Origin of the sequence: Bacillus cereus group sp. N31 (assembly GCF_016483245.1) — a bacterium.
Taxonomy (GTDB): Bacteria; Bacillota; Bacilli; order Bacillales; family Bacillaceae_G; genus Bacillus_A; species Bacillus_A toyonensis.
Genome location: NZ_JAEHCH010000009.1, coordinates 154,833 through 175,655, shown reverse-complemented (window position 1 = coordinate 175,655; position 20,823 = coordinate 154,833). Strand labels below are relative to the sequence as shown.

The following is a 20,823-nucleotide window of genomic DNA, read 5'->3' as shown; positions in this document are numbered from 1 at the left end:
TGTTTTTCCTGTTTTTCCTGTTTTTCCTGTTTTTCCTGTTTTTCCTGTTTTTCCTGTTTTTCCTGTTTTTCCTGTTTGTCCTGTTTGTCTTGTTTGTCCTGCTTGTCCTGTTTGTCTTGTTTGTCGTGCTTGTCTTGCTTATCTGGTTTATCTTGTTTGTCCTGCTTATTTTCTATTTCCTGCTGTTCTAGTTCAAATTTGTCAGAGTCTAATTTAGAGCGCTCGTCTTTTTTATAGCTTGTTATTCTATAAATCTTTATTTTGCTTTGTTTTCTATGTTTTGGCATAGGAATCCCCTTTCGAATTGTGTTATTTTATTTTATTCTATGTAATTTAGTAGAGTTTGCTTGGACAATAGATAGAAGAGTGTGTTCAAGAGAGGTTTATTTTTTTACTGGATTTTCAAGCCGAAAAATTTTTTTAGTGTTTTTTTATTTTAAATACAACTAGACAACTAAACACTAATCTATTTTCATACAGTTATGTGTTAAAAGTGTGTTGTTTTATAACACACTGTGTGTTTTTTGGGGGGACACACTAATTGAAAGCGTTAACACACAAAGAAAATGCTCGAAAAAGCGCTGATTTTAGTGGTTTTAAAAAGTTGGCACGCTAATTGCATTAATAAATATCGTAAAGAAAAATAAATAACATAAACTTTTTATACTACACAAGGGGGATTTTCAAATGAATATTTTATTATGTTGCTCAGCAGGGATGTCTACAAGTTTACTAGTTACAAAAATGGAAGCGGCTGCAAAAGCTCGCGGTTTAGAAGGAAAGATTTGGGCTGTATCTGGGGATGCAGTAAAAAACAATATCGATCAAGCAGATGTACTATTATTAGGACCACAAGTTCGTTACATGCTCTCTTCAATGAAAACGCTTGCTGATGAGAAAAACGTTGGAATTGATGTTATTAATCCAATGCACTACGGCATGATGAATGGAGAAGCAGTTTTAGATCACGCACTAACACTTAAAAAATAATTAGGGGGGAAGCGAAATGCAAAAATTTATTGCATTTATGGAGAAATATTTAGTTCCAGTCGCAGGAAGAATCGGATCGCAGCGTCATTTAGTTGCAATCCGTGATGGTTTTATCGCAGTTATGCCTCTTATTTTAGTTGGATCGTTTGCAGTACTTATAAATAATCTACCAGTTGATGCATTCCAAAAACTTATGAAGGGTGCATTTGGGGATGTTTGGAAAGATATCGGCGGTGGTATGTGGACAGGGTCCTTTGCAATATTAGCTCTCATAGCCGCAGTTGGAATAAGTTATAATTTAGCGAAATCTTACGGTGTAGACGCGTTGTCAGCAGCAATTATTACATTCGGTGCATTAATTATTATATCTCCGACAACGCCAAAAGAAGGCGGTATTGATTTAGCTTGGACAGGATCACAAGGTTTATTCGTTTCTATCATTGTAGCTCTTCTTGTAACCGAGGTATTCAGGTTCTTTGTTCAAAGGGATATTACAATTAAGATGCCAGATGGTGTTCCACCAGCAGTAATGAAATCATTCGCAGCATTAGTTCCAGCATTCGTTATTTTAATCGCAACAGCAAGTATTCAATTAGCTGTGAAATTAGCGGGAACAAGTATTCATAAAATCGTATTTGAAACAATTCAATTACCATTACAAGGTTTAGCAGGTACGTTACCAAGTGCAATTATTATCGCATTACTTATTCACGTATTATGGTTCTTCGGATTACATGGTCCTAATATTATCGGTGGTATTATCGACCCAATCTATTTACCAGCACTAGAAAAGAACATTAAATTATTTAACGATGGTATGTCTGCATATGATGTACCGCACATTTTCACAAAGCCATTCTTTGATGTATACGTATACATCGGTGGATCAGGTGCAACATTAGCATTCTTAGTAGCGGTAATGCTTGTTGCAAAAAGTGCGCAACTTCGTGGTGTAGGTCGCGTATCTATCGGTCCTGGTTTCTTCAATATTAACGAACCAGTTATTTTCGGTACACCAATTGTATTAAACCCAGCGTTAATCATTCCATTCGTACTTACACCAGTTGTATTAGTAATTACTTCTTATACAGCAATTTCTTTAGGATGGGTACCAAAAACAGTTGCTTTAGTTCCATGGACAATGCCACCAATCTTTAGTGGTTATCTTGTAGCGGGCGGAAGTATTGCTGGTGCTGTACTACAGCTTGTAAACTTTGCAATCGCGGTAGTTATTTACTATCCATTCGTATTAATGTGTGACCGTACGTATGTACAGGCTGCAAAAGCTGAAACAAAAGGAAACGACAATTCAGTATCACTTTAAAAAGTGTTGTTCTGACGAGTTTGTATAGCTCGTCAGAACAATTACCTTTATATCATGTTCAAAAAGATGAAAAACATCTATAAGAACACCAAACTATCATTCATAAAATAATAATTTAATAGACATGTTCAAACTGAAGGGGTATTTAAATCGGTTGAACCATAATAGAGAGGGCGGTAATTATGATGACTACAGCAGAACAAATTCCATTCCAATTGATTTTAAATAGTGGTAATGCACGAAGCTTTGCAATGGAGGCACTTCAATTTGCCAAACAGGGGAAAATGGCAGAAGCAGATGAAGCGATGGTAAAGGCGAAAGAAGCGATTAATGAAGCGCATCATTTCCAAACAGAGCTCATACAATCAGAAGCAAGAGGAGAAAAAACAGAGATTAGTGTTCTTTTAATCCATGCACAAGATCATTTAATGAATTCTATTACAGTAAAAGAATTAGCAGCAGAGTTTATCGATCTTTATAAAAAGCTTGAAGCGAAAGGGGAATAAAGCATGACTGGAATTAAAATTGCTACAATCGGCGGTGGATCTAGTTATACACCAGAGTTAATTGAAGGATTTATTAAACGTTATGATGAGCTTCCTGTTCGTGAAATTTGGTTAGTAGATATTGAGGCAGGAAAAGAAAAGTTAGAAATCGTTGGTAACTTAGCGAAACGTATGGTGAAAAAATCAGGTTTACCAATCGAAGTGCATTTAACACTTGATCGCCGCGAGGCATTAAAAGGTGCTGACTTCGTAACAACACAGCTTCGCGTCGGTTTATTAGAAGCACGTGCAAAAGATGAAGCAATTCCGTTAAAATATGATGTAATCGGTCAGGAAACGAATGGTCCTGGTGGTTTATTTAAAGCGCTGAGAACGATTCCTGTTATTTTAGATATTTGTAAAGATATGGAGGAACTTTGTCCAAATGCATGGTTAATTAACTTTGCTAACCCAGCTGGTATGGTAACAGAAGCTGTCCTTCGCTATACAAATATTCAAAGAGTAGTTGGTCTATGTAACGTTCCAATCGGAATTCGCATGGGTCTTGCGAGATTACTTGAAGTAGATGCAAGTCGTGTACATGTTGATTTCGCAGGTTTAAACCATATGGTATACGGATTAGACGTATATTTAGATGGCGTAAGTGTAATGGATCGAGTGTTAAAGCTTGTAACAGATCCAGAAAAGCAAATTACGATGGAAAATATCGCTGCTCTTAATTGGGAGCCAGACTTTATTCGCGGTCTTCGCGCAATTCCATGTCCATATCATCGTTATTACTACAAAACACGTGAAATGTTAGAAGAAGAGAAAGAAGCTTCAATTGAAAAAGGTACACGTGCAGAAGTAGTAAAACAATTAGAAGATGATTTATTCGAGTTATATAAAGACCCGAATTTAGATATTAAGCCACCACAATTAGAAAAACGTGGCGGAGCTTATTACAGTGATGCAGCATGTAGCTTAATTACGTCTATTTACAATAATAAAGGTGATATCCAGCCTGTTAATACAAGAAACAACGGAACAATTGCAAGTTTACCACATGATTCTGCTGTTGAAGTGAACTGTATTATTACGAAAGAAGGTCCAAAACCAATTGCGGTCGGAGATCTTCCAGTACCAGTTCGCGGTTTAGTACAGCAAATTAAATCATTTGAGCGCACAACAATTGAAGCTGCTGTTACAGGGGATTATCATAAGGCGCTGCTTGCTATGACAATTAATCCACTTGTACCGTCAGATAAAGTTGCAAAACAAATTTTAGATGAAATGTTGGAAGCACATAAAGAATATCTTCCACAGTTCTTTAAAAAGGTAGAGAAGTAAAAAGCGGCGCTATTTAGCCCGCTTTTTTTATTCTATTAGGAGGTATTATGATGATTAAGTTGATTGTAAATGCAGATGATTTCGGTCTTACAGAAGGTACAAATTACGGTATTATTGATGGACATATAAATGGACTTGTAAACTCAACGACAATGATGATGAATATGCCAGGAACAGAGCATGCCGTACGCTTAGCGAAAGATTATAAAACGTTAGGAGTAGGAGTGCATCTCGTATTAACGGCAGGAGAACCACTTTTAAAGGATGTACCATCCCTTGTAGGGAAAGATGGGGAGTTCCATAAACAACGTGTTGTAAGGGAAGGGAATATAAATCCTGAAGAAGTTGAGAGAGAATGGACTGCTCAAATTGAGAAATTTTTATCTTATGGATTAACACCAACTCATTTAGATAGTCATCATCATGTGCATGGATTAAAGGTTTTACACGATGTTCTTGAGATGTTAGCAAGTAAATATAACGTTCCGATTCGTCGTTGTGAGGAAGATAGAGCAGTGCGCCCATTTTCTGATGTGTTTTATAGCGATTTTTACGCGGATGGTGTGACGGAAGATTACTTTTCCAAGTTAAAAGGAAGAGTGAAGGATGAACAAACGATAGAAATTATGGTACATCCAGCGTATATTGATCCAGAGCTTGTGAAACGTTCTTCTTACGTAATGGATCGTGTGAAAGAATTGCGTATTTTAACGGAGAGTGAGTTACCTGAAGGAATAGAGCTTGTGAAGTTTTAATAAGAAAACGACGGCTAAGTGGCCGTCGTTTTTTATATTTATAAAATAGATATAACATATCCACCAAAAGCCCCGAGTATAACGATAATCCAAGGCGGTGTTTTCCAAAAAGTTAGTAAGCCAAAAAGAAGAGATGCAAAGACAAAATCTGAAGCATTCATAATTGTACTCGTCCAAATTGGATCGTAAAAAGCGGCAATTAAAATACCGACAACTGCGGCGTTAACACCGAGTAATGCGCCTTGTATAGCGGGTACCTTTCTTACACTGTCCCAAAATGGTAAAACACCAATAACGAGCAAAAAGGCAGGAAGGAAGATAGCGATTGTTGCGATTACTGCTCCAGTGGTTCCGTTTAGCACTGCCCCTATATAAGAAGCAAATGTAAAGAGAGGTCCTGGCACCGCTTGTGTTAATCCGTATCCAGCTAAAAATTGTTCTTTTGTCATCAGCCCGTTCTGTACAAACTCACTTTCAAGAAGAGGGAGTACGACGTGCCCTCCGCCAAATACGAGAGAACCAGAACGGTAAAAGCTATCAAATAATGCGATATGAGGAGAGAGCGGTCGTAGTATTGGTAGCAATAGTAATAGTCCGAAAAATAAAATGAGACAAGAAATAGCCATCGTTTTTGAAATAGAAATTTGTATTTTATAGACTTGGGCGTTTTGAGGAGTTTTATATAAAAGCCAGCCGATTAGCCCTGAAAGTAAAATGAGAATGATTTGTGTCCAGCTACTTGGCCATAACAAGGCAATCGCGGCAGTTACAATGGCGATTGTTGCACGGTTTCGGTCCGGAGTTAGCTTTTGAGCCATTCCCCATATTGCATGAGCGACAATTGCGACTGCTACAAGTTTGAGTCCATGAATCCATCCTGTACTTCCAATTTCGAATTGATTAAGGAATGAAGCAAAAAAGACTAAAACGAGAACAGAGGGGAGGGTGAAACCAATCCAAGAGATAATTGCTCCTAATAGCCCGCCCCTTAATAACCCAACGCCCATACCGACTTGACTACTAGCGGGACCAGGAAGGAATTGACACAGTGCTACTAAGTCTCCGTAACTTTTTTCATCCATCCATTTTCTTTTTTGCACGTATTCATGATGAAAATAACCAAGATGAGCAACAGGACCGCCGAATGAAGTAAGTCCTAATTTAAATGAGACGAGAAAAATCTCGATTAATAATCGAAAAGAGTAGTTGTTATTTTTCAAAGTAACCTCCTAGAAAGTTTTTTCTATGTGCATTATACAAGAGGTGGTAAAGCAAAAGAAATGATTCTTATGTAAAGATTTTGTGAATCTTTTCTTCGTAATTAAAAGTTGAAAAAGTCATAAATGATTATGTGTGAACCATAAAGTAGTAAAAGAAGTGCTGGGAAATTGATATAAGGAGAATGCCCTATGACAACACACTTTTTTGCTAGGTTAACGGGGAAGAGGGAATTGCCTCCTGTAAATACAGAAGCTTTTGGGGTAGCAGAGTTTATTTTCAGTGATGATTTAACGAAGTTGCATTACAGGGTAATATTAAAAAATATAGAAAAGGTCACATCGTGTCAAATTCATTTAGGGAAGTCCAGTCAAATTGGTCCCGTTGTTTTCTATTTATACGGTCCGCTAGAGCAAGGGATTAGTTTGAATGAGGGAAGCATTACTGGTGCCGTAAATGTGGAGGAATTCGAAGGGCCTTTACAAGGAAAATCCCTTGTTCATTTTCTCCAAGAAATTATTCAAGCTAATGTATATGTAAATGTTCATACGAAATCACATAAAAAAGGAGAAATAAGAGGGCGGATTAGAAAGGTAAAGAAGTAAATGAAAAGGCTGCTCCAAAAAATTGGAACAGCCTTTTCGAATTAGATAGGATGATGTGTATTGACGATACATTCATATATTTTGAAAATCGTCGATATAAATTTATCCTGCATTAACTGCCCGTAAAAGCATTTACTTTATTCGAAGGAGTGTCGCTAAAGGTTACTTGTTTAACTTTTAACAGGCTGATTTTTAATAAAGAAGTCCATGATATAAAATACTTCATCATCTGGTATTTGTATTTCAAATGTATTTTCAATTGGTTGTAATGCTTTTTTCACTTTCATATACATCCAGTACTCATCTTGTCTTCTTTTTTCTTTATCAGGATGAGGAAGAAGTTTTTCTCCTTTTTGAAGACGATCAACCATACAGCTCATATGTAAAATAACACCCATTAAGCTATCAGGAGTTAGCTGCAAGGAAATTAATTCTTGAATTGTATTTAGTGCGTAACGAATTGTTTTAATTAGTAATGCCCCGTCGTTACGCTGCATTTGTTGTTCAAGAATATCGGCCATTTTCGCATATGTTTCTTCATACGTAATTAATTCTTGAATTGGCTGAATCGCTGTGTAGTTCACAATATCTTGGAAATGATATGTTAAACATGGAACTTGCACATCGAAATTTGTGACGATACAAATGATATTACGCTCTTTTTTTATGTTCTCAATCATTTTCGTTAAATCTTTTTCATGGACGATACTAATTGGAATAATTTCAATTAAGTCTTTATCAAATCGTAAATAGTTCTCTAACATTTTTTGAATAGCTAAGGCACTTCCTTCACCAGTTAAACAAGCTGTTAAAATAACAGACTTCATTGGTGATAGTGGCTTTTTCTTTTCTTCTTGTACGTTTAAATAGAACGGCGTTAAGTTCTTTACTGTTTCATATAGTGCATCTAATGAATAGCCGAGCTGAGCTTTTCGAGCTGCTTCTAGTGCGTGTGGAGTACTTGTCATGGAAAGGACACGTACAGGAATTTTGAATTCAGTTTCTAATATATCACCGATATAAGCAAGAGACCCCATATCAACAAGTAAGAGAAGCCCGTTTACATTTTGAAGTGTTTTCATATACACTTTAACCCGCTCTAAAAAATCTTTCGGTGATTCATGTAGTGGCATATCAATACCGGTCACTTCATCAATACCGAGGAGTTCATTTGCAACGTTTGCCATTTCTGTTGCGATGCCATTACCGTGCGCTAATATTAATACTTTTACTTCTGTTTGGGAAGCAGGAATTGGATCAACAACGAAGAACATTGTTAAGAAGCCAGCTTCATCCATGGGCATGGTTATTTGTAATTCTTCTTCCAGTAGTTGAATGCATTGCATAGCTACGGAAAAAGCTTCTTTATATTTCGTACGAATTTGATTCAATTGTGGGTGATGAATTTGCTTCCCGCTTTGTAAACGTTGTAGAGTTGTCTGTACATGTAAACTTAATGCGAGAAAGACTTTTTCATCAAACGTCTTAGATAAATGTTTTTCAGCGAGCTCCGCAATTTTTTCACATACGGAAACGATGTTACGATCAACAATTTTAAAAACATTTTCATGACTTGTCTTTTTGGACATTTGGTTAAAATATTGTACGAAAAAGCTTTGAATATCATTTTCTATTAGTAATTCTAATTCTTCCTCTTCAATACCGCGTGCTTGAAGTTCTTCATATTTATAATCAATATAGTCGTAAATAGAAGACCGTTTTTCATCTTCTGCTTTATGTTTACTCCAACCTTCATCTCCCGTAAATACAAATGTTTCATTTGGTATTTGGTAAAGGTGACGGCTCTTTCTTTCAATAAATAGCCCTTCTTTCATATACCAAGGTAAATCTGTACTTGAAACATAGACAGAATCACGTTTCTTTGTTACAAAATCAGAATAAGCTTTCGCACAGGCGATTTGTACATCTGTTTTTAATTGACCGATGTTATTGGGACAATTGTAAAAGACGAAAGCACGCATTGCGTTCGGGCTAACATGAATTTCTTTCCTTAGCCGAATTGCTTCATTTGTGAAAAATAGTTGTAGTAAAGCAAAGCGTTCTTTATGTGTACGCTCACGAAGTGGTGGAAGCGTGACAGTCATCGGTATACGTCTTGTAAATGTTTTTAATAAAAATGAATTTGGTTCTTCTGTTGTTGCAGTAATGATTAATACTTGTGCTTTACGCTCGTTTTCTGTTTCTCCTAGGCGGCGATATACTCCGCGGTCAATAAAGGTGAAGAGCATTTCCTGTCCTTCTGGAGGAAGGCGGTGTACTTCATCTAAGAAAAGAATTCCTTCATGTGCTTTTTCAATTAACCCTTTTTGATCATTCGCACCTGTGTAAGCTCCTTTTTTGATCCCAAATAACTGTCCAAGTAGTAGCTGTGGATTGTTTGCATAATCAGCACAGTTAAAGACGATAAATGGTGCCTTTTTTGGAAGCTGTTCAACTTCAATTGCATATTCGTGCATTAAAGAAGCAAACATAGATTTTCCGACTCCTGTTTCTCCTAGCAGTAAAGTATGCATACCGTTTGGAGGATAGAGAATAGAAGCTTTCGCCTTTTCAATTGCGATTTTAAGGCTCGTATTTTCAATTGCAAATGTATCTAGTGAAGTCACGTCTTTTGAATGCGTTTCCAACGAAGTGTTCGTTTCTATATAAAAACGAACAGGGCGCGTATTTGTTTTTAATAAACGTTTATCTTTTACAAGTTTGTTTAAGTCGCTACTTACATTGGCACGATCTAGTTGCAACAGGGTAGCGAGTTCTAATGCGGTTATACCTTCTGTGTAATTTCCTTCTTGTATTGCGTTAAAAATGAGATCTATTCGTTTCATTTCTATTCACCTCGAAACTTCATCACTATTTAAAATTTTACACAAAAATGAGAAGGGTGGGAAGAGAAAAATAAAACAGCTTTAGCATATAGGCACTAAAGCTGTTACAATCTTGTGTCTTTCCAAAAATTAACTTCGAGATGGGAAGAGGGATTATAAGGAAGAAGTTTGTATCCTTGTGACTGTAAATAATCGATTACTTTTGGCAGTATTTGTACAGTGACACTTGAATCGTGCATTAAAATAACTTCGACTTGTTCATCACTTTGATTACGTACTCTTTCTAGTATGGCAGAAGGATTGTCATAGCTTTTCCAATCATATGTATCAATTGTCCAATCCCACATTTTATATCGAGCTGATACAAGAGCATCACGATAATTCTTTTTTAAGTAAGGCATGCTACCGTATGGAACGCGGACGAGGTGTGTATTTAATTTTGTAACTTGCTGGACAATGTTTTGAGTTTGTTCCATTTCTGTAATTAAAGTGGAAGGATCGCCAGTATAAAGGCGTTTTACATCGTGTGACATACTATGAAGTCCAATATAATGTCCGTCTTTAATTAATCGCTGCATCGTCTTTTGGTAATGAGGTACTTTTCCACCAATAACAAAGAAGGTTGCTTTTCCATTCTTTTCTTTTAAAATGTTTAAAATTTGCATCGTATATTTGTTTGGTCCATCATCAAATGTTAAGTACGCAATCTTTTGTGTAGGAGAGGTCGTTTCAGCATTTGGATGATGTTCAGCAGGAATAATTGTAGTTGCTTCAGGATTAGATGACGTGTATATAGTAATTGTGAAAAATAAAATGATACATTGAAATACTCGCTTGATCATAACATTCACCCTCAGTTTGACAATCAAGATGTAAAAAATAAAATTTGATACTTTTTTTATTATGTATATCTTTCTCCAATAAAGGGACTCTCAAACAATCTATATTTTGGAAATGTCAAATAAGGAGTAAAAAATAAAAAATAGCATCCTCTTCAAAGAAAGAGGATGCTATTTGAATATTTCATAATTGTAAAGGCTATACTACAATTAGTCTTCGCGTTTTTTCATTTTTTTATAGAAGGAAATAATTGGTTTGTAACGTTCGTGTACAAGGCCGATTATTTCAGCAATGATTTCTGTGAAGAAGATTAAAATGAAAAGAAGAATAATGGATAACCATAATGTTGCACTAGTGAAAATAATGGCATTTACACTAAAGAAGATACCGAATGCGTATATAATTAGTACCGTTTTACGATGAGAGAATCCCATTGCAAGCAAACGGTGATGTAAATGCGATTTATCTGGCGCTGAAATAGGTTTTTTATTTACGATACGGCGGATAATTGCGAATGCCGTATCAAATACAGGTACACCTAAAATGATAACTGGAACGATGAAGCTGAATAACGTTACACTTTTGTATAATCCAAGTAACGATATGACAGAAATACAGTATCCTAAAAATAGTGCTCCTGTATCTCCCATGAAAATTTTTGCTGGATGGAAGTTATAGAATAAAAATCCAAGTGTACTTGCAAGTGCAATTAGTGCTAGAGGTAAAATGATAGCTGTTCCAGTACCCCATGGGCTAGTGAAGGCCATATATGCCAGCGTTGCAAGTACGATAGATGAAATTCCAGCGGACAATCCATCTAATCCGTCAATTAAGTTGATTGCATTTGTAATACCTACAATCCAAAACACTGTAATTGGATAAGCAAGCCATCCAAGTTCAGTATCCCCGAGGATTGGAATATATAATACTTGCACTAATAATCCACTTTTTACAATCATAGCTGCAACTAATAGTTGTCCACCGAATTTTACCTTCGCAGATAGTTCGTACATATCATCTAAAATCCCGATGATTACAATGATAATCGCACCTAATGTTATCGATAACATTCTTTGTTCATATAACCCGCCAACAACAAATCCTACAGCTACACCGATAAATATTGCTAATCCGCCAAGACGAGGCATAATCTTTTGGTGTACTTTACGCGCATTTGGCTTATCTGTTGCTCCTATTTTAAAAGCTAATTTAATAACTAAAGGAGTAACGACGAGTACAGTGATGAAAGATGCCAAAATGGCATAAATCACTTGTGAGTCCATTAATACCCCACCTTTTTATAGTCTAACATAATTTTTTAGTTTATTTATCTGAAAATTATGATGTTTATTTGCAGGCTCATAACATATGGTATCACAAAAAGATTAGAATTCAATCTTTTTTTCTTTTTGTAGTAAGTGGAAGTGAATAGAAGATATGACAATTGTATATGGAATGTTAGCTCATTTAAGAAGGTTGCGTTTGTTGGTATTTATAATAGACCATTTTCGCGCCTCTCCTATAGTGAGTATTTTTATTTCAGTATTATAAGTGTTACACGTAGAAATGAGTAAGTCTCGTGTTAAAATATGGTAATTTATATTCTCTTATGTAATTTTACAAAAACTTAAAAAAGTATGGAAAAGGTAATTCATATAATAGAGAAGTAAAATGTTTTCTCATTTTTAATATGAGAGGAGGAAGCACAGGGGAATTCTATGTATTCGTATATTTTTTATTGTATATTCCTGTGCGAAGGGGAAATGAAAATTACGATAATTGGTACTGGATATGTTGGATTAATTACAGGAGTAGGTTTGGCAAAAATGGGACATTCGGTCACATGTTTTGATATAGATTATGAAAAAATTGAACGGATAAAACAAGGGGATTTACCTATTTATGAATGTGGCTTACATGAATTAATACATGATGCGTATAAGTGTGCAAAGTTAACTTTTACAACAAGTAAATTAAAAGCTTTTAACAATGCTGAATTTATATTTATTGCGGTTGGAACACCATCATTAGCAAATGGGAGAGCTGATTTAACGTATATTAAGCGTGCGTGTGAGGATATTGGGACGTACGTGAATAACGATATTATTGTTGTTACGAAAAGTACAGTTCCTGTAGGTACAAATGAAGCGATGCAGGGATGGATTGAGGCGAAGTTACAAGGGGGGCACAAATTACATGTCGTATCGAATCCAGAGTTTTTACGAGAAGGTTCCGGTATTTATGATTTCTTCCATGGTGATCGTATTGTAATTGGAGCGGATGATGAGAAAGTTGCACGGAAAGTAGAGGATTTGTACAGTGCATTATGCTTGCAAACGTATATTACAGATATTAAGAGTGCAGAGATGATTAAATACGCGTCTAATGCATTCTTGGCTACAAAAATTAGCTTTATTAATGAAATTTCAAATATATGTGAGAAGGTAGGAGCAAATGTATTAGATGTAGCAAAAGGAATGGGGATGGATAAGAGAATTGGTACCCATTTTTTACAGGCGGGCATTGGATATGGGGGGTCGTGTTTTCCGAAAGATACGAAAGCACTTGTACAAATGGCAGGAAATGTTTCTCATGATTTTCGTTTGTTAAAAGCGGTCATTGAAGTGAATAATAAGCAGCAGTTGTTATTAGTTGAAAAAGCGAAAAAAGTAATAAATATGAATAAGAAACGGGTTGCAGTTCTTGGAGCAGCATTTAAACCGAATACAGACGATATTAGAGAAGCACCATCTCTTATTATCATACAAGAATTGATTAATATAGGTGCGGATGTAGTTGTATACGATCCGAAAGCAATTCAGCATGTACAACAAACATTTGGAAAGACGATACAATATGCTGAATGTATAGATGAATCGATTAGAGGCGCGAGTGCAGTTTTTATCGTAACGGAATGGGAATCTATTCGAACATATCCATTAGAAAAGTATGTACAACTTATGGGGGAGGCTATTCTATTTGATGGGAGAAATTGTTATACTAATGAGGATGCTAGAAAGCAAGGGATAGATTACTACTCAGTGGGACGAAAGAATGTTTGTAATAATCATGTTGCTACTATTCGATAAAAAGAGCAAGTTCCTTGTTTATTCTTATACGTCATAATAGAAACTGTAACTAGTGAGAGAAAAGAGGCAATAAAATGACTGAACGTTTAAAAGTAATGACAATTTTCGGGACACGTCCAGAAGCAATTAAAATGGCACCTCTTGTATTAGAGTTGCAAAAGCATCCAGAAAAAATCGAATCAATTGTGACTGTAACAGCACAACATCGTCAAATGTTAGATCAAGTATTAAGCATCTTTGGAATTACGCCAGATTTCGATTTGAATATTATGAAAGATCGTCAAACTTTAATTGATATTACAACGCGCGGTTTAGAAGGTTTAGACAAAGTAATGAAAGAAGCAAAGCCTGATATCGTCCTTGTACATGGTGATACAACAACAACATTTATTGCTAGCTTAGCTGCTTTTTATAATCAAATTCCAGTAGGTCATGTTGAAGCTGGACTTCGTACATGGGATAAGTATTCTCCATATCCAGAAGAGATGAATCGTCAATTAACAGGTGTAATGGCAGACCTTCATTTCTCACCGACAGCGAAATCAGCAACGAACTTACAGAGAGAAAATAAAGATGAGTCACGCATTTTCATAACAGGAAATACAGCGATTGACGCACTGAAAACGACTGTAAAAGAAACATACAGTCATCCGGTACTAGAGAAACTTGGAAGTGATCGCCTTGTACTGATGACAGCGCATCGCCGTGAAAACTTAGGTGAACCAATGCGTAATATGTTCCGTGCAATTAAGCGCCTTGTTGATAAACATGAAGATGTGCAAGTCGTGTACCCTGTTCACATGAACCCTGTTGTTCGTGAAACAGCAAATGATATTTTAGGAGAACATAGCCGTATTCATTTAATCGAGCCGCTAGATGTAATTGATTTCCATAATGTTGCAGCTCGTTCATACTTAATGTTAACTGATTCTGGCGGTGTTCAAGAAGAAGCACCATCACTTGGCGTGCCAGTTCTTGTTCTACGTGATACAACAGAGCGCCCAGAAGGTATTGAAGCAGGTACGTTAAAATTAGCAGGAACAGATGAACAGACAATCTTTAATCTTGCTGATGAGTTACTATCTGATAAAGAAGCTCATGATAAGATGGCGCAAGCATCTAACCCTTACGGTGATGGTCGTGCATCAGAGCGTATTGTTGAATCAATTTTACAACACTTTAATAAGTAAATAAAAAAGAGCCAAATCGTATAAGATTTGGCTCTTTTTGTTATTCCTGATTTCTCATAATCCACTCTGCATGAGCATTTGTGGAAGGGGGCGGCTCAGTTGGTGTTTTGTTCGGGTTTGTTTCTTTCTTTGCTTTTTCGTTAGAGTTAGAATTTGAGTCAGGATTTGATGAATCGGTTTTTGTATTTGGATTTGTTGGAGTTTTTGCTTTTTCCCCTAGTTCTTTTTCTATTTCATTACGTACCGTCTCTACACCGATTGGATCCGGAAGGAAGTAATAAATACCGCCTATTTTTTTGTCTTCTCCTTCAAGTTTTAACGTTTGTATTGTAGAAGGATCAAAACCAGAAAGTTTATTGTAAAGAGCAAGTCCGTCTGAAATAGGAATGTCGGTTTTTATATATTTTCCAACGACAGTCGTTAAATCTTTAATTTTAAATACAGTAGAGGCAGAATTCAGTTTTTGAGCAACAGCGGCTAGCAATTGTCTTTGTCTAGCGGCTCGGCCATAATCGCCGTTTGGATCCTGCTTTCGCATACGGACGTAAGCGAGTGCCTCTTCACCGTTTAAGTTTTGTTGCCCTTGCTTAAATTGGATTTTTTTGTAGTAATCCACGTCAGAGCGCTCCCAAAAATCGAAAGGGACATCAACGGTAACACCGCCAACAGCATCAACGATACCTTTAAAGCCTTGGAAATCAATTTTAATATAATGGTCTACAGGAACTTTTAGAAAACCTTCGACAGTTTTGATTGCCATTTGTTCTCCACCATAAGCATGCGCAGCGTTAATCTTATCTTCTTTGTCCTTTCCAACAATTGGAACGCGACTATCTCGAGGAATACTCATAAGTGAAATCCTTTGAGTTTTCGGATTGACTGTCGCAAACATTAATGAGTCTGTACGCCCATTTTGACCATCTGTTGCATAATCTTCTATACCCATAATGAGGATTGTAAAAGGTTGCTTTGTAATTTCTACATCTTTAGTTCTTAAATCTGATTTTTCACGACTAAATCCACTATACATCCCCATAAGAGAAGTGTAGGAATTTAATATATAGACTCCTACACTACCAAATAAAAATGCGAAAATAAAGAAGTAGAAAAGTTTTCTTCTTCGCTTCTTTTTTATTCTGCGATTTTGGAGATGATGATAACGTTCTTCCATATATAATCTCCTTAGTTCATTGTAGAGAAGTTCTTCACTACATTAATCTTTAAAGGTGATAATTTCATTATTCTTAGATAAGATCTTGCTCTAAGTACAACATATCTCCTTCTGTAATTGTACATTTCCCATTTGTTAATTCAATCATCCAATCTGTGAATGCTTGTTTTCCATCTTCTTCTACAAACGTATCGAATGTGACATTTTCTAAATAATGTATATCTTTAATGACATATTTTGAATTGCGTAATTCATTTTCTAGCTTGCCAAGTAAAGTGTAATCAATCTCGGTTTGTATAACCCGCACTAGTTTTCGTTCGACAATGCCGACGTGATTAATACCTTCGCTTGTACATTTTCCGTATGCGCGAATTAATCCACCTGCACCGAGTTTAATGCCACCAAAATAGCGTGTAACGACAACAACAGTATCTTTTAAACCGCGTTTTTTTAATACCTCTAACATAGGTACACCAGCTGTGCCGCTCGGTTCACCGTCATCGTTCGCTTTTTGAATTTGATCTTGTTCGCCAATTAAATACGCTGAACAGTTATGTGTTGCATTCCAATGCTGTTTTTTTATTTTTTGTATAAACGCTTGCGCTTCTTCTTCATTTGTAGCTCTATTTACATAACAAATAAATCTTGATTTTTGAATGACAATTTCGTGTTCGCCATAGTCTTTTATTGTTAAATATTGTAATAACAATGATATACGCCCCTATCTGTCAAAATGACTAGTACTTTACATTTTAAAAGCGGGCGTTTTTATATTCAAACATTTTTTATAAATAAGCTGAAATTTTTGATGAGTATTTTATCTTTTTGTTGTAATTTGTCGAGATGCTGAGTATAATTCTCAACCGGTATTTTTATGTATGGATGCACCTTTTTTAGTTTTCGTGTAAAATTAAGGGATAAAAATTTTTTATAAGGCAGGTACGAGAATGAAAACAGCTATTGTTACTGATAGTACAGCATATATACCGAAGCATATTCGTGACGAACTAAATATATATATGATTCCATTAAACGTTGTGTTTGGAACAGAATCTTATCAAGAAGAAGCTGAAATTTCAGTAGATGATTTTTATGTAAAAGTACGTGAGCAGGAAGAACTTCCGAAAACTTCGCAGCCAGCGATTGGAAAGTTTTTAGAGTTATACGAAGAATTATCTAAAGAATATGATGCAGTTATTAGTATTCATCTTTCAAGTGGCATTAGTGGTACATACCAAACAGCAACGACAGCTGGACAGATGGTAGAGGGTATTGAAGTATATACGTATGACTCTGAAATTAGTTGTGAAGTACAAGGATTTTATGTACGTGAAGGCGCGAAATTAGCAAGTGAAGGAAAAACACCAGAAGAAATTATCGCTCGTTTTGATGAAATGAAGCAAACGATGGACGCATATTTTGTAGTGGATGATTTACATCATTTACAACGTGGTGGAAGATTAAATAGTGCGCAAGCTTTCATCGGTAGCTTGCTACAAGTGAAGCCAGTTTTATATTTTAGAGAGAAAGTCATTATTCCATTTGAAAAGATTCGTACACGTAAAAAAGCGCTAAAACGTATCGTTGAAATTTTTGATGAACAAGCAAGTAAAGGTGTACCTATGGAAGCAGTTATCATTCATGCGCAACGTGAAGAGGAAGCGAATGAATGGAAGCAAGAATTAGAAGCAAAATATCCTCATGTCGCAATTCGCACGGGTTATTTTGGTGCTGTAATTGGTACGCATTTAGGTGAAGGTGCACTTGGTCTTGGATGGTATACGAAGTAATAAGATAGAAAAGGCTCTCTTTTTGAAGAGGGTTTTTTTACGGAAATGTTACGTATAGTTGACAAGTTAATATTTGGAAATGATAAAATGTACGTAAAATAAAATATGAGGAAAGTTTTATAACTTACTTTTTACAAGAAACTATATTATAATAGAAGAGAGGTGAAACATATGGAGCATAATTCTTGTTTATGTCCAAAGTTTGAGTCAGCTTTTACTTTGCTTAGTAAAAAATGGACTGGCTTAATCATTAAATCTTTGCTAGAAGAGCCGAAACGTTTTAGAGAAATCGCAGATATTATACCGAATATGAGCGATCGTATGTTGTCAGAGCGTTTAAAGGAATTGGAAAGCGAAGGCATTGTAGTTCGCGATGTTTATCCAGAAGTACCAGTTCGAATCGAGTATGGTTTAACTGACAAAGGAAAAGCGTTAGAAAGTGTTATGGATGAAGTCCAAAATTGGGCTGAGAAATGGATGAAATAGCGTTTCAATTTCATTTATATTTGCATTTGCATATTTAATAAAACGTAAGGGACACCTTGCGTTTTTTCTTTGTTTATAACATTGAGGAAAAATTAAAAAATTCTACACATACATACAAAAATATACGTATTTTGCGCTAGATACACATATAATATTACATTTGTTTTACAAAAGCGTAACATTGGTAAAAAAAAACCCGAATTATGGTATAAATTTTATAGGTTATATACGGAAAAAAGAAAAAGAAAGCGGTGTAAAAGATAAAATGAAAAAGCTAAAAATGGCGTCTTGCGCATTAGTTGCAGGGTTAATGTTTTCAGGATTAACACCAAATGCATTTGCAGAAGATAATATTTCTGACGTGAAATCACAAATTAATACACAAAATGACACTTTACATAAACAACAACAAGAACGTGATGAATTACAAAAACAAATGAATGACTTAAATAAAACAATTCAAGGTTTAGATAAGTCTGTTCAAGAAAATACTTCAAAGCTTGATGAAACGACGAAAAAGGTTGCTGATACTGAGCAATTAATCGAAAAGAAAAATAAAGACATTGCAGAACTACAAACGAAAATCGCAAAACGTGAAGAGTTATTAAGAAAACGTTTAGTTGCGCTTCAAGAACAGCCGAATACGAACGTTGTAACAGAAGTTCTTGTAAACTCTAAAAACGTTGCAGATTTAGTTGATCGTTTAACTTCTGTTTCTAAAATTCTTGAGTCTGACGAAGATATCATGAAAACACAACAAGAAGATCAAGCGAACGTGAAAAAGGATGTTGCAACAGTAAAAGAAAAACAAAAAGAATTAAAAGAAGCACAAGCTCAAATTGAAACTGCTAAGAAAGAACTTGACGCTGAAAAAGCGAAAAAAGAAACAGCAGTAAACGATTTAAGTGGTAAAATGGATACAGTTGTAACTTCAATGACAAGTACGGAAGATCAATTAAAAGAGCTTGAAAAACAAGCATTACAATTACAACGTATGGCTGAACAGGAAGCACAAGCAAAAGCTGCACAAGAAGCCGCTGCTCAAAAACAAGCAGAACAAGCTGCTAAAGAAGTGCAAGCGCCTGCTCAACAAGTTGCACCAGCGAACAACGGTGGACAAGCTCAAAAAGAAGAGCCTAAACAAGAAGCACCTAAACAAGAAACACCTAAACAAGAGAAGAAACAACCAGAGCCAGCTCCAGCTTCAAATGCGGGTGGCGTAATTGGTAAAGCACAACAATACTTAGGTATGCCATATGTTTGGGGAAGTGCATCTCCATCAAAAGGTGGTTTTGATTGTAGTGGATTCATTTCTTACATCTTTGGTGTAGGTCGTCAAGACGTTAACGGTTACTGGAACTCAGTTTCTAAAGTAAGTAGCCCACAACCTGGAGATTTAGTATTCTTCCAAGGTACTTATAAAGCAGGTCCATCTCACATCGGTATTTACGTTGGTAATGGCCAAATGATTCATGCTAGTGATAAAGGAATTGCGTACGGTGATATTAACAGTTCATACAACAAAAAACATTTCTTAGGATACGGTCGATTCTAGGATTTATAAACGAATAAAACACGTGTATAAAGTCGATAGCTTACTATTTTATAAGTAGGTTATCGGCTTTTTTGCGTTTTTACGAAATTACGGGAAAGGTTTATAGTGTGCTGGAGGTGATGGTGCATGTTATCTGGGAAACAGTTATTATTAGAAGAACTCTCTACAGACGTACGGGATAATTTAGATGATTTGAAGAAGAAGGGAGAGGTCGTATGTGTACAAGGTGTAAAAAATAAGGCTTCTACATATATGTGTCAGCGTTGCGGAAATATAGCACAAAGACTCTTTTCATCATTTTTGTGTAAAAGGTGTAGTAAAGTCTGCACATAGTGCCGGAAGTGCATAATGATGGGGAGAGTTAGTGAATGTGCAGTACTTGTTCGCGGAATTGCCGAAAAAGAGGGAGAAATGGATGTAAATCCGTTACAGTGGAAAGGGAATTTATCTACTGGCCAGAAGTTGGCTGCGCAAGGTGTTATGGAGGCTGTTAAACAGAAAGAATCGTTTTTTATTTGGACTGTGTGAATAGCCCGAAATGAATACATAAAAAGATAACGTCAAAAATGCCAATTTATATAGACGTTATCTTGATCAACGTAAATCTCTTGTATAAAATTATTAATCATAACTTGTTTGGCTTTAAAATCCATTGTTTCTAATGATTCATTAATAGTTGAAACCATCTCTTTGGAAATTGTAATTTCTTGTTCGGAATTTTGTTGTCTTAGAATGAGATTCTCATTTTCTGAATTTAATTTTTCCATTTGTTATTCTAAAAGTTGTCTACTAATATTTGTAGTACTGTAAATAAATCAAGAAGACGTTCCATTTTTTTATCAATATCTTTAATGAGTTTTTCATAATTAATTTTTTTCTCTTTTTTTTGAGAGTGATTTTGTCCTACCGCAAATTTTTTAAAAGTAACAAATATAACTTCTTCAAGTTTTTTTCTTGACCATGTTTTGTTTAGGCATCTTTCATCGTATTCGGAAGGGAATCTTTTAGTTCTACAAATATAGTAGTAATATCTTTTTGATTCAACATCTTTAGATTTCCCTGTACTATATGCTACATACTTCTCTCCGCAACAGGAGCAGGTTATTAGCCCTGATAATAAGCTTTGTTT

General features: G+C 35.7%; 18 protein-coding genes and 2 pseudogenes. 12 read left to right on the top strand and 8 right to left on the bottom strand.

Features of this window, described 5'->3' with window-relative positions; all coding sequences use genetic code 11:
• Positions 1–287 (bottom strand): annotated as a pseudogene (locus JDS81_RS14105) (polyamine aminopropyltransferase); the annotation flags it as partial.
• 400 nt (positions 288–687) lie between these two features.
• Here JDS81_RS14105 and JDS81_RS14100 point away from each other — a divergent pair.
• The 5 genes from JDS81_RS14100 (at position 688) to chbG (ending at position 4,904) form a co-directional block, all read left to right on the top strand.
• Positions 688–990, top strand: a complete 303-nt coding sequence (locus JDS81_RS14100) for a PTS sugar transporter subunit IIB (protein ID WP_001023563.1) — start codon at positions 688–690, stop codon at positions 988–990.
• A 16-nt stretch (positions 991–1,006) separates the two neighbouring features.
• Complete coding sequence (gene celB / locus JDS81_RS14095; RefSeq protein ID WP_001168852.1) at positions 1,007–2,314, top strand: PTS cellobiose transporter subunit IIC; 1,308 nt, start codon at positions 1,007–1,009, stop codon at positions 2,312–2,314.
• A gap of 182 nt (positions 2,315–2,496) precedes the next feature.
• Positions 2,497–2,820, top strand: a complete 324-nt coding sequence (locus tag JDS81_RS14090; protein ID WP_000989054.1) for a PTS lactose/cellobiose transporter subunit IIA — start codon at positions 2,497–2,499, stop codon at positions 2,818–2,820.
• Positions 2,821–2,823: 3 nt separating this feature from the next.
• Complete coding sequence (gene celF, locus JDS81_RS14085; protein WP_097954047.1) at positions 2,824–4,149, top strand: 6-phospho-beta-glucosidase; 1,326 nt, start codon at positions 2,824–2,826, stop codon at positions 4,147–4,149.
• A gap of 50 nt (positions 4,150–4,199) precedes the next feature.
• Positions 4,200–4,904: a chitin disaccharide deacetylase gene (gene chbG / locus JDS81_RS14080; protein WP_097954046.1), complete on the top strand. Its 705-nt coding sequence runs from the start codon at positions 4,200–4,202 to the stop codon at positions 4,902–4,904.
• Positions 4,905–4,942: 38 nt separating this feature from the next.
• Here the strand turns inward: chbG and JDS81_RS14075 are convergent, their stop codons facing one another.
• Positions 4,943–6,124: a chromate transporter gene (locus JDS81_RS14075; RefSeq protein ID WP_097954045.1), complete on the bottom strand. Its 1,182-nt coding sequence runs from the start codon at positions 6,122–6,124 to the stop codon at positions 4,943–4,945.
• 189 nt (positions 6,125–6,313) lie between these two features.
• On the opposite strand from JDS81_RS14075, the gene exsM reads away from it, so the two are divergent.
• Positions 6,314–6,727 (top strand): exosporium regulatory protein ExsM, encoded by a 414-nt coding sequence (exsM, locus tag JDS81_RS14070; RefSeq protein ID WP_000207041.1) that lies wholly within the window; start codon positions 6,314–6,316, stop codon positions 6,725–6,727.
• A gap of 170 nt (positions 6,728–6,897) precedes the next feature.
• Here exsM and JDS81_RS14065 read toward each other — a convergent pair whose 3' ends face one another.
• From JDS81_RS14065 to JDS81_RS14055, 3 genes are all read right to left on the bottom strand, one after another.
• Positions 6,898–9,573 carry a sigma-54-dependent transcriptional regulator gene (locus JDS81_RS14065; protein ID WP_016107249.1) on the bottom strand — a complete coding sequence of 892 codons (2,676 nt, stop codon included), beginning with the start codon at positions 9,571–9,573 and terminating at the stop codon, positions 6,898–6,900.
• A 104-nt stretch (positions 9,574–9,677) separates the two neighbouring features.
• Complete coding sequence (locus tag JDS81_RS14060) at positions 9,678–10,415, bottom strand: polysaccharide deacetylase family protein (protein ID WP_000597144.1); 738 nt, start codon at positions 10,413–10,415, stop codon at positions 9,678–9,680.
• Positions 10,416–10,622: 207 nt separating this feature from the next.
• On the bottom strand, positions 10,623–11,696 hold the full coding sequence (locus JDS81_RS14055) for a glycosyltransferase family 4 protein (protein ID WP_000378305.1): 1,074 nt from the start codon (positions 11,694–11,696) through the stop codon (positions 10,623–10,625).
• Between the two features lie 435 nt (positions 11,697–12,131).
• On the opposite strand from JDS81_RS14055, the gene JDS81_RS14050 reads away from it, so the two are divergent.
• Positions 12,132–13,502: a UDP-glucose dehydrogenase family protein gene (locus JDS81_RS14050; protein WP_142312447.1), complete on the top strand. Its 1,371-nt coding sequence runs from the start codon at positions 12,132–12,134 to the stop codon at positions 13,500–13,502.
• 74 nt (positions 13,503–13,576) lie between these two features.
• The gene (gene wecB, locus JDS81_RS14045; RefSeq protein ID WP_097954044.1) at positions 13,577–14,692 is read left to right on the top strand and encodes a non-hydrolyzing UDP-N-acetylglucosamine 2-epimerase; all 1,116 of its coding nucleotides are present in this window, start codon (positions 13,577–13,579) and stop codon (positions 14,690–14,692) included.
• A 40-nt stretch (positions 14,693–14,732) separates the two neighbouring features.
• On the opposite strand, the gene JDS81_RS14040 is transcribed toward wecB, so the two are convergent.
• A complete protein-coding gene (locus JDS81_RS14040) occupies positions 14,733–15,863 on the bottom strand; it encodes an LCP family protein (RefSeq protein ID WP_097954043.1) in 1,131 nt (376 codons plus the stop codon).
• Positions 15,864–15,936: 73 nt separating this feature from the next.
• Positions 15,937–16,572: a YigZ family protein gene (locus JDS81_RS14035; RefSeq protein WP_097954042.1), complete on the bottom strand. Its 636-nt coding sequence runs from the start codon at positions 16,570–16,572 to the stop codon at positions 15,937–15,939.
• A gap of 238 nt (positions 16,573–16,810) precedes the next feature.
• Here JDS81_RS14035 and JDS81_RS14030 point away from each other — a divergent pair, with 238 nt between their 5' ends.
• The 4 genes and pseudogenes from JDS81_RS14030 to JDS81_RS14015 form a co-directional block, all read left to right on the top strand.
• Positions 16,811–17,653 (top strand): DegV family protein, encoded by an 843-nt coding sequence (locus tag JDS81_RS14030; protein WP_000844773.1) that lies wholly within the window; start codon positions 16,811–16,813, stop codon positions 17,651–17,653.
• A 171-nt stretch (positions 17,654–17,824) separates the two neighbouring features.
• Positions 17,825–18,139, top strand: a complete 315-nt coding sequence (locus JDS81_RS14025; protein WP_097927503.1) for a winged helix-turn-helix transcriptional regulator — start codon at positions 17,825–17,827, stop codon at positions 18,137–18,139.
• Positions 18,140–18,299: 160 nt separating this feature from the next.
• Positions 18,300–19,694, top strand: coding sequence for a C40 family peptidase (locus tag JDS81_RS14020; RefSeq protein ID WP_142312446.1), 1,395 nt, complete (start codon positions 18,300–18,302; stop codon positions 19,692–19,694).
• Between the two features lie 126 nt (positions 19,695–19,820).
• Positions 19,821–20,219 (top strand): annotated as a pseudogene (locus tag JDS81_RS14015) (DNA/RNA helicase); the annotation flags it as partial.
• 250 nt (positions 20,220–20,469) lie between these two features.
• On the opposite strand, the gene JDS81_RS30415 reads toward JDS81_RS14015, so the two are convergent.
• The gene (locus JDS81_RS30415; protein WP_252199185.1) at positions 20,470–20,799 is read right to left on the bottom strand and encodes a recombinase zinc beta ribbon domain-containing protein; all 330 of its coding nucleotides are present in this window, start codon (positions 20,797–20,799) and stop codon (positions 20,470–20,472) included.
• Positions 20,800–20,823: the final 24 nt, after the last annotated feature.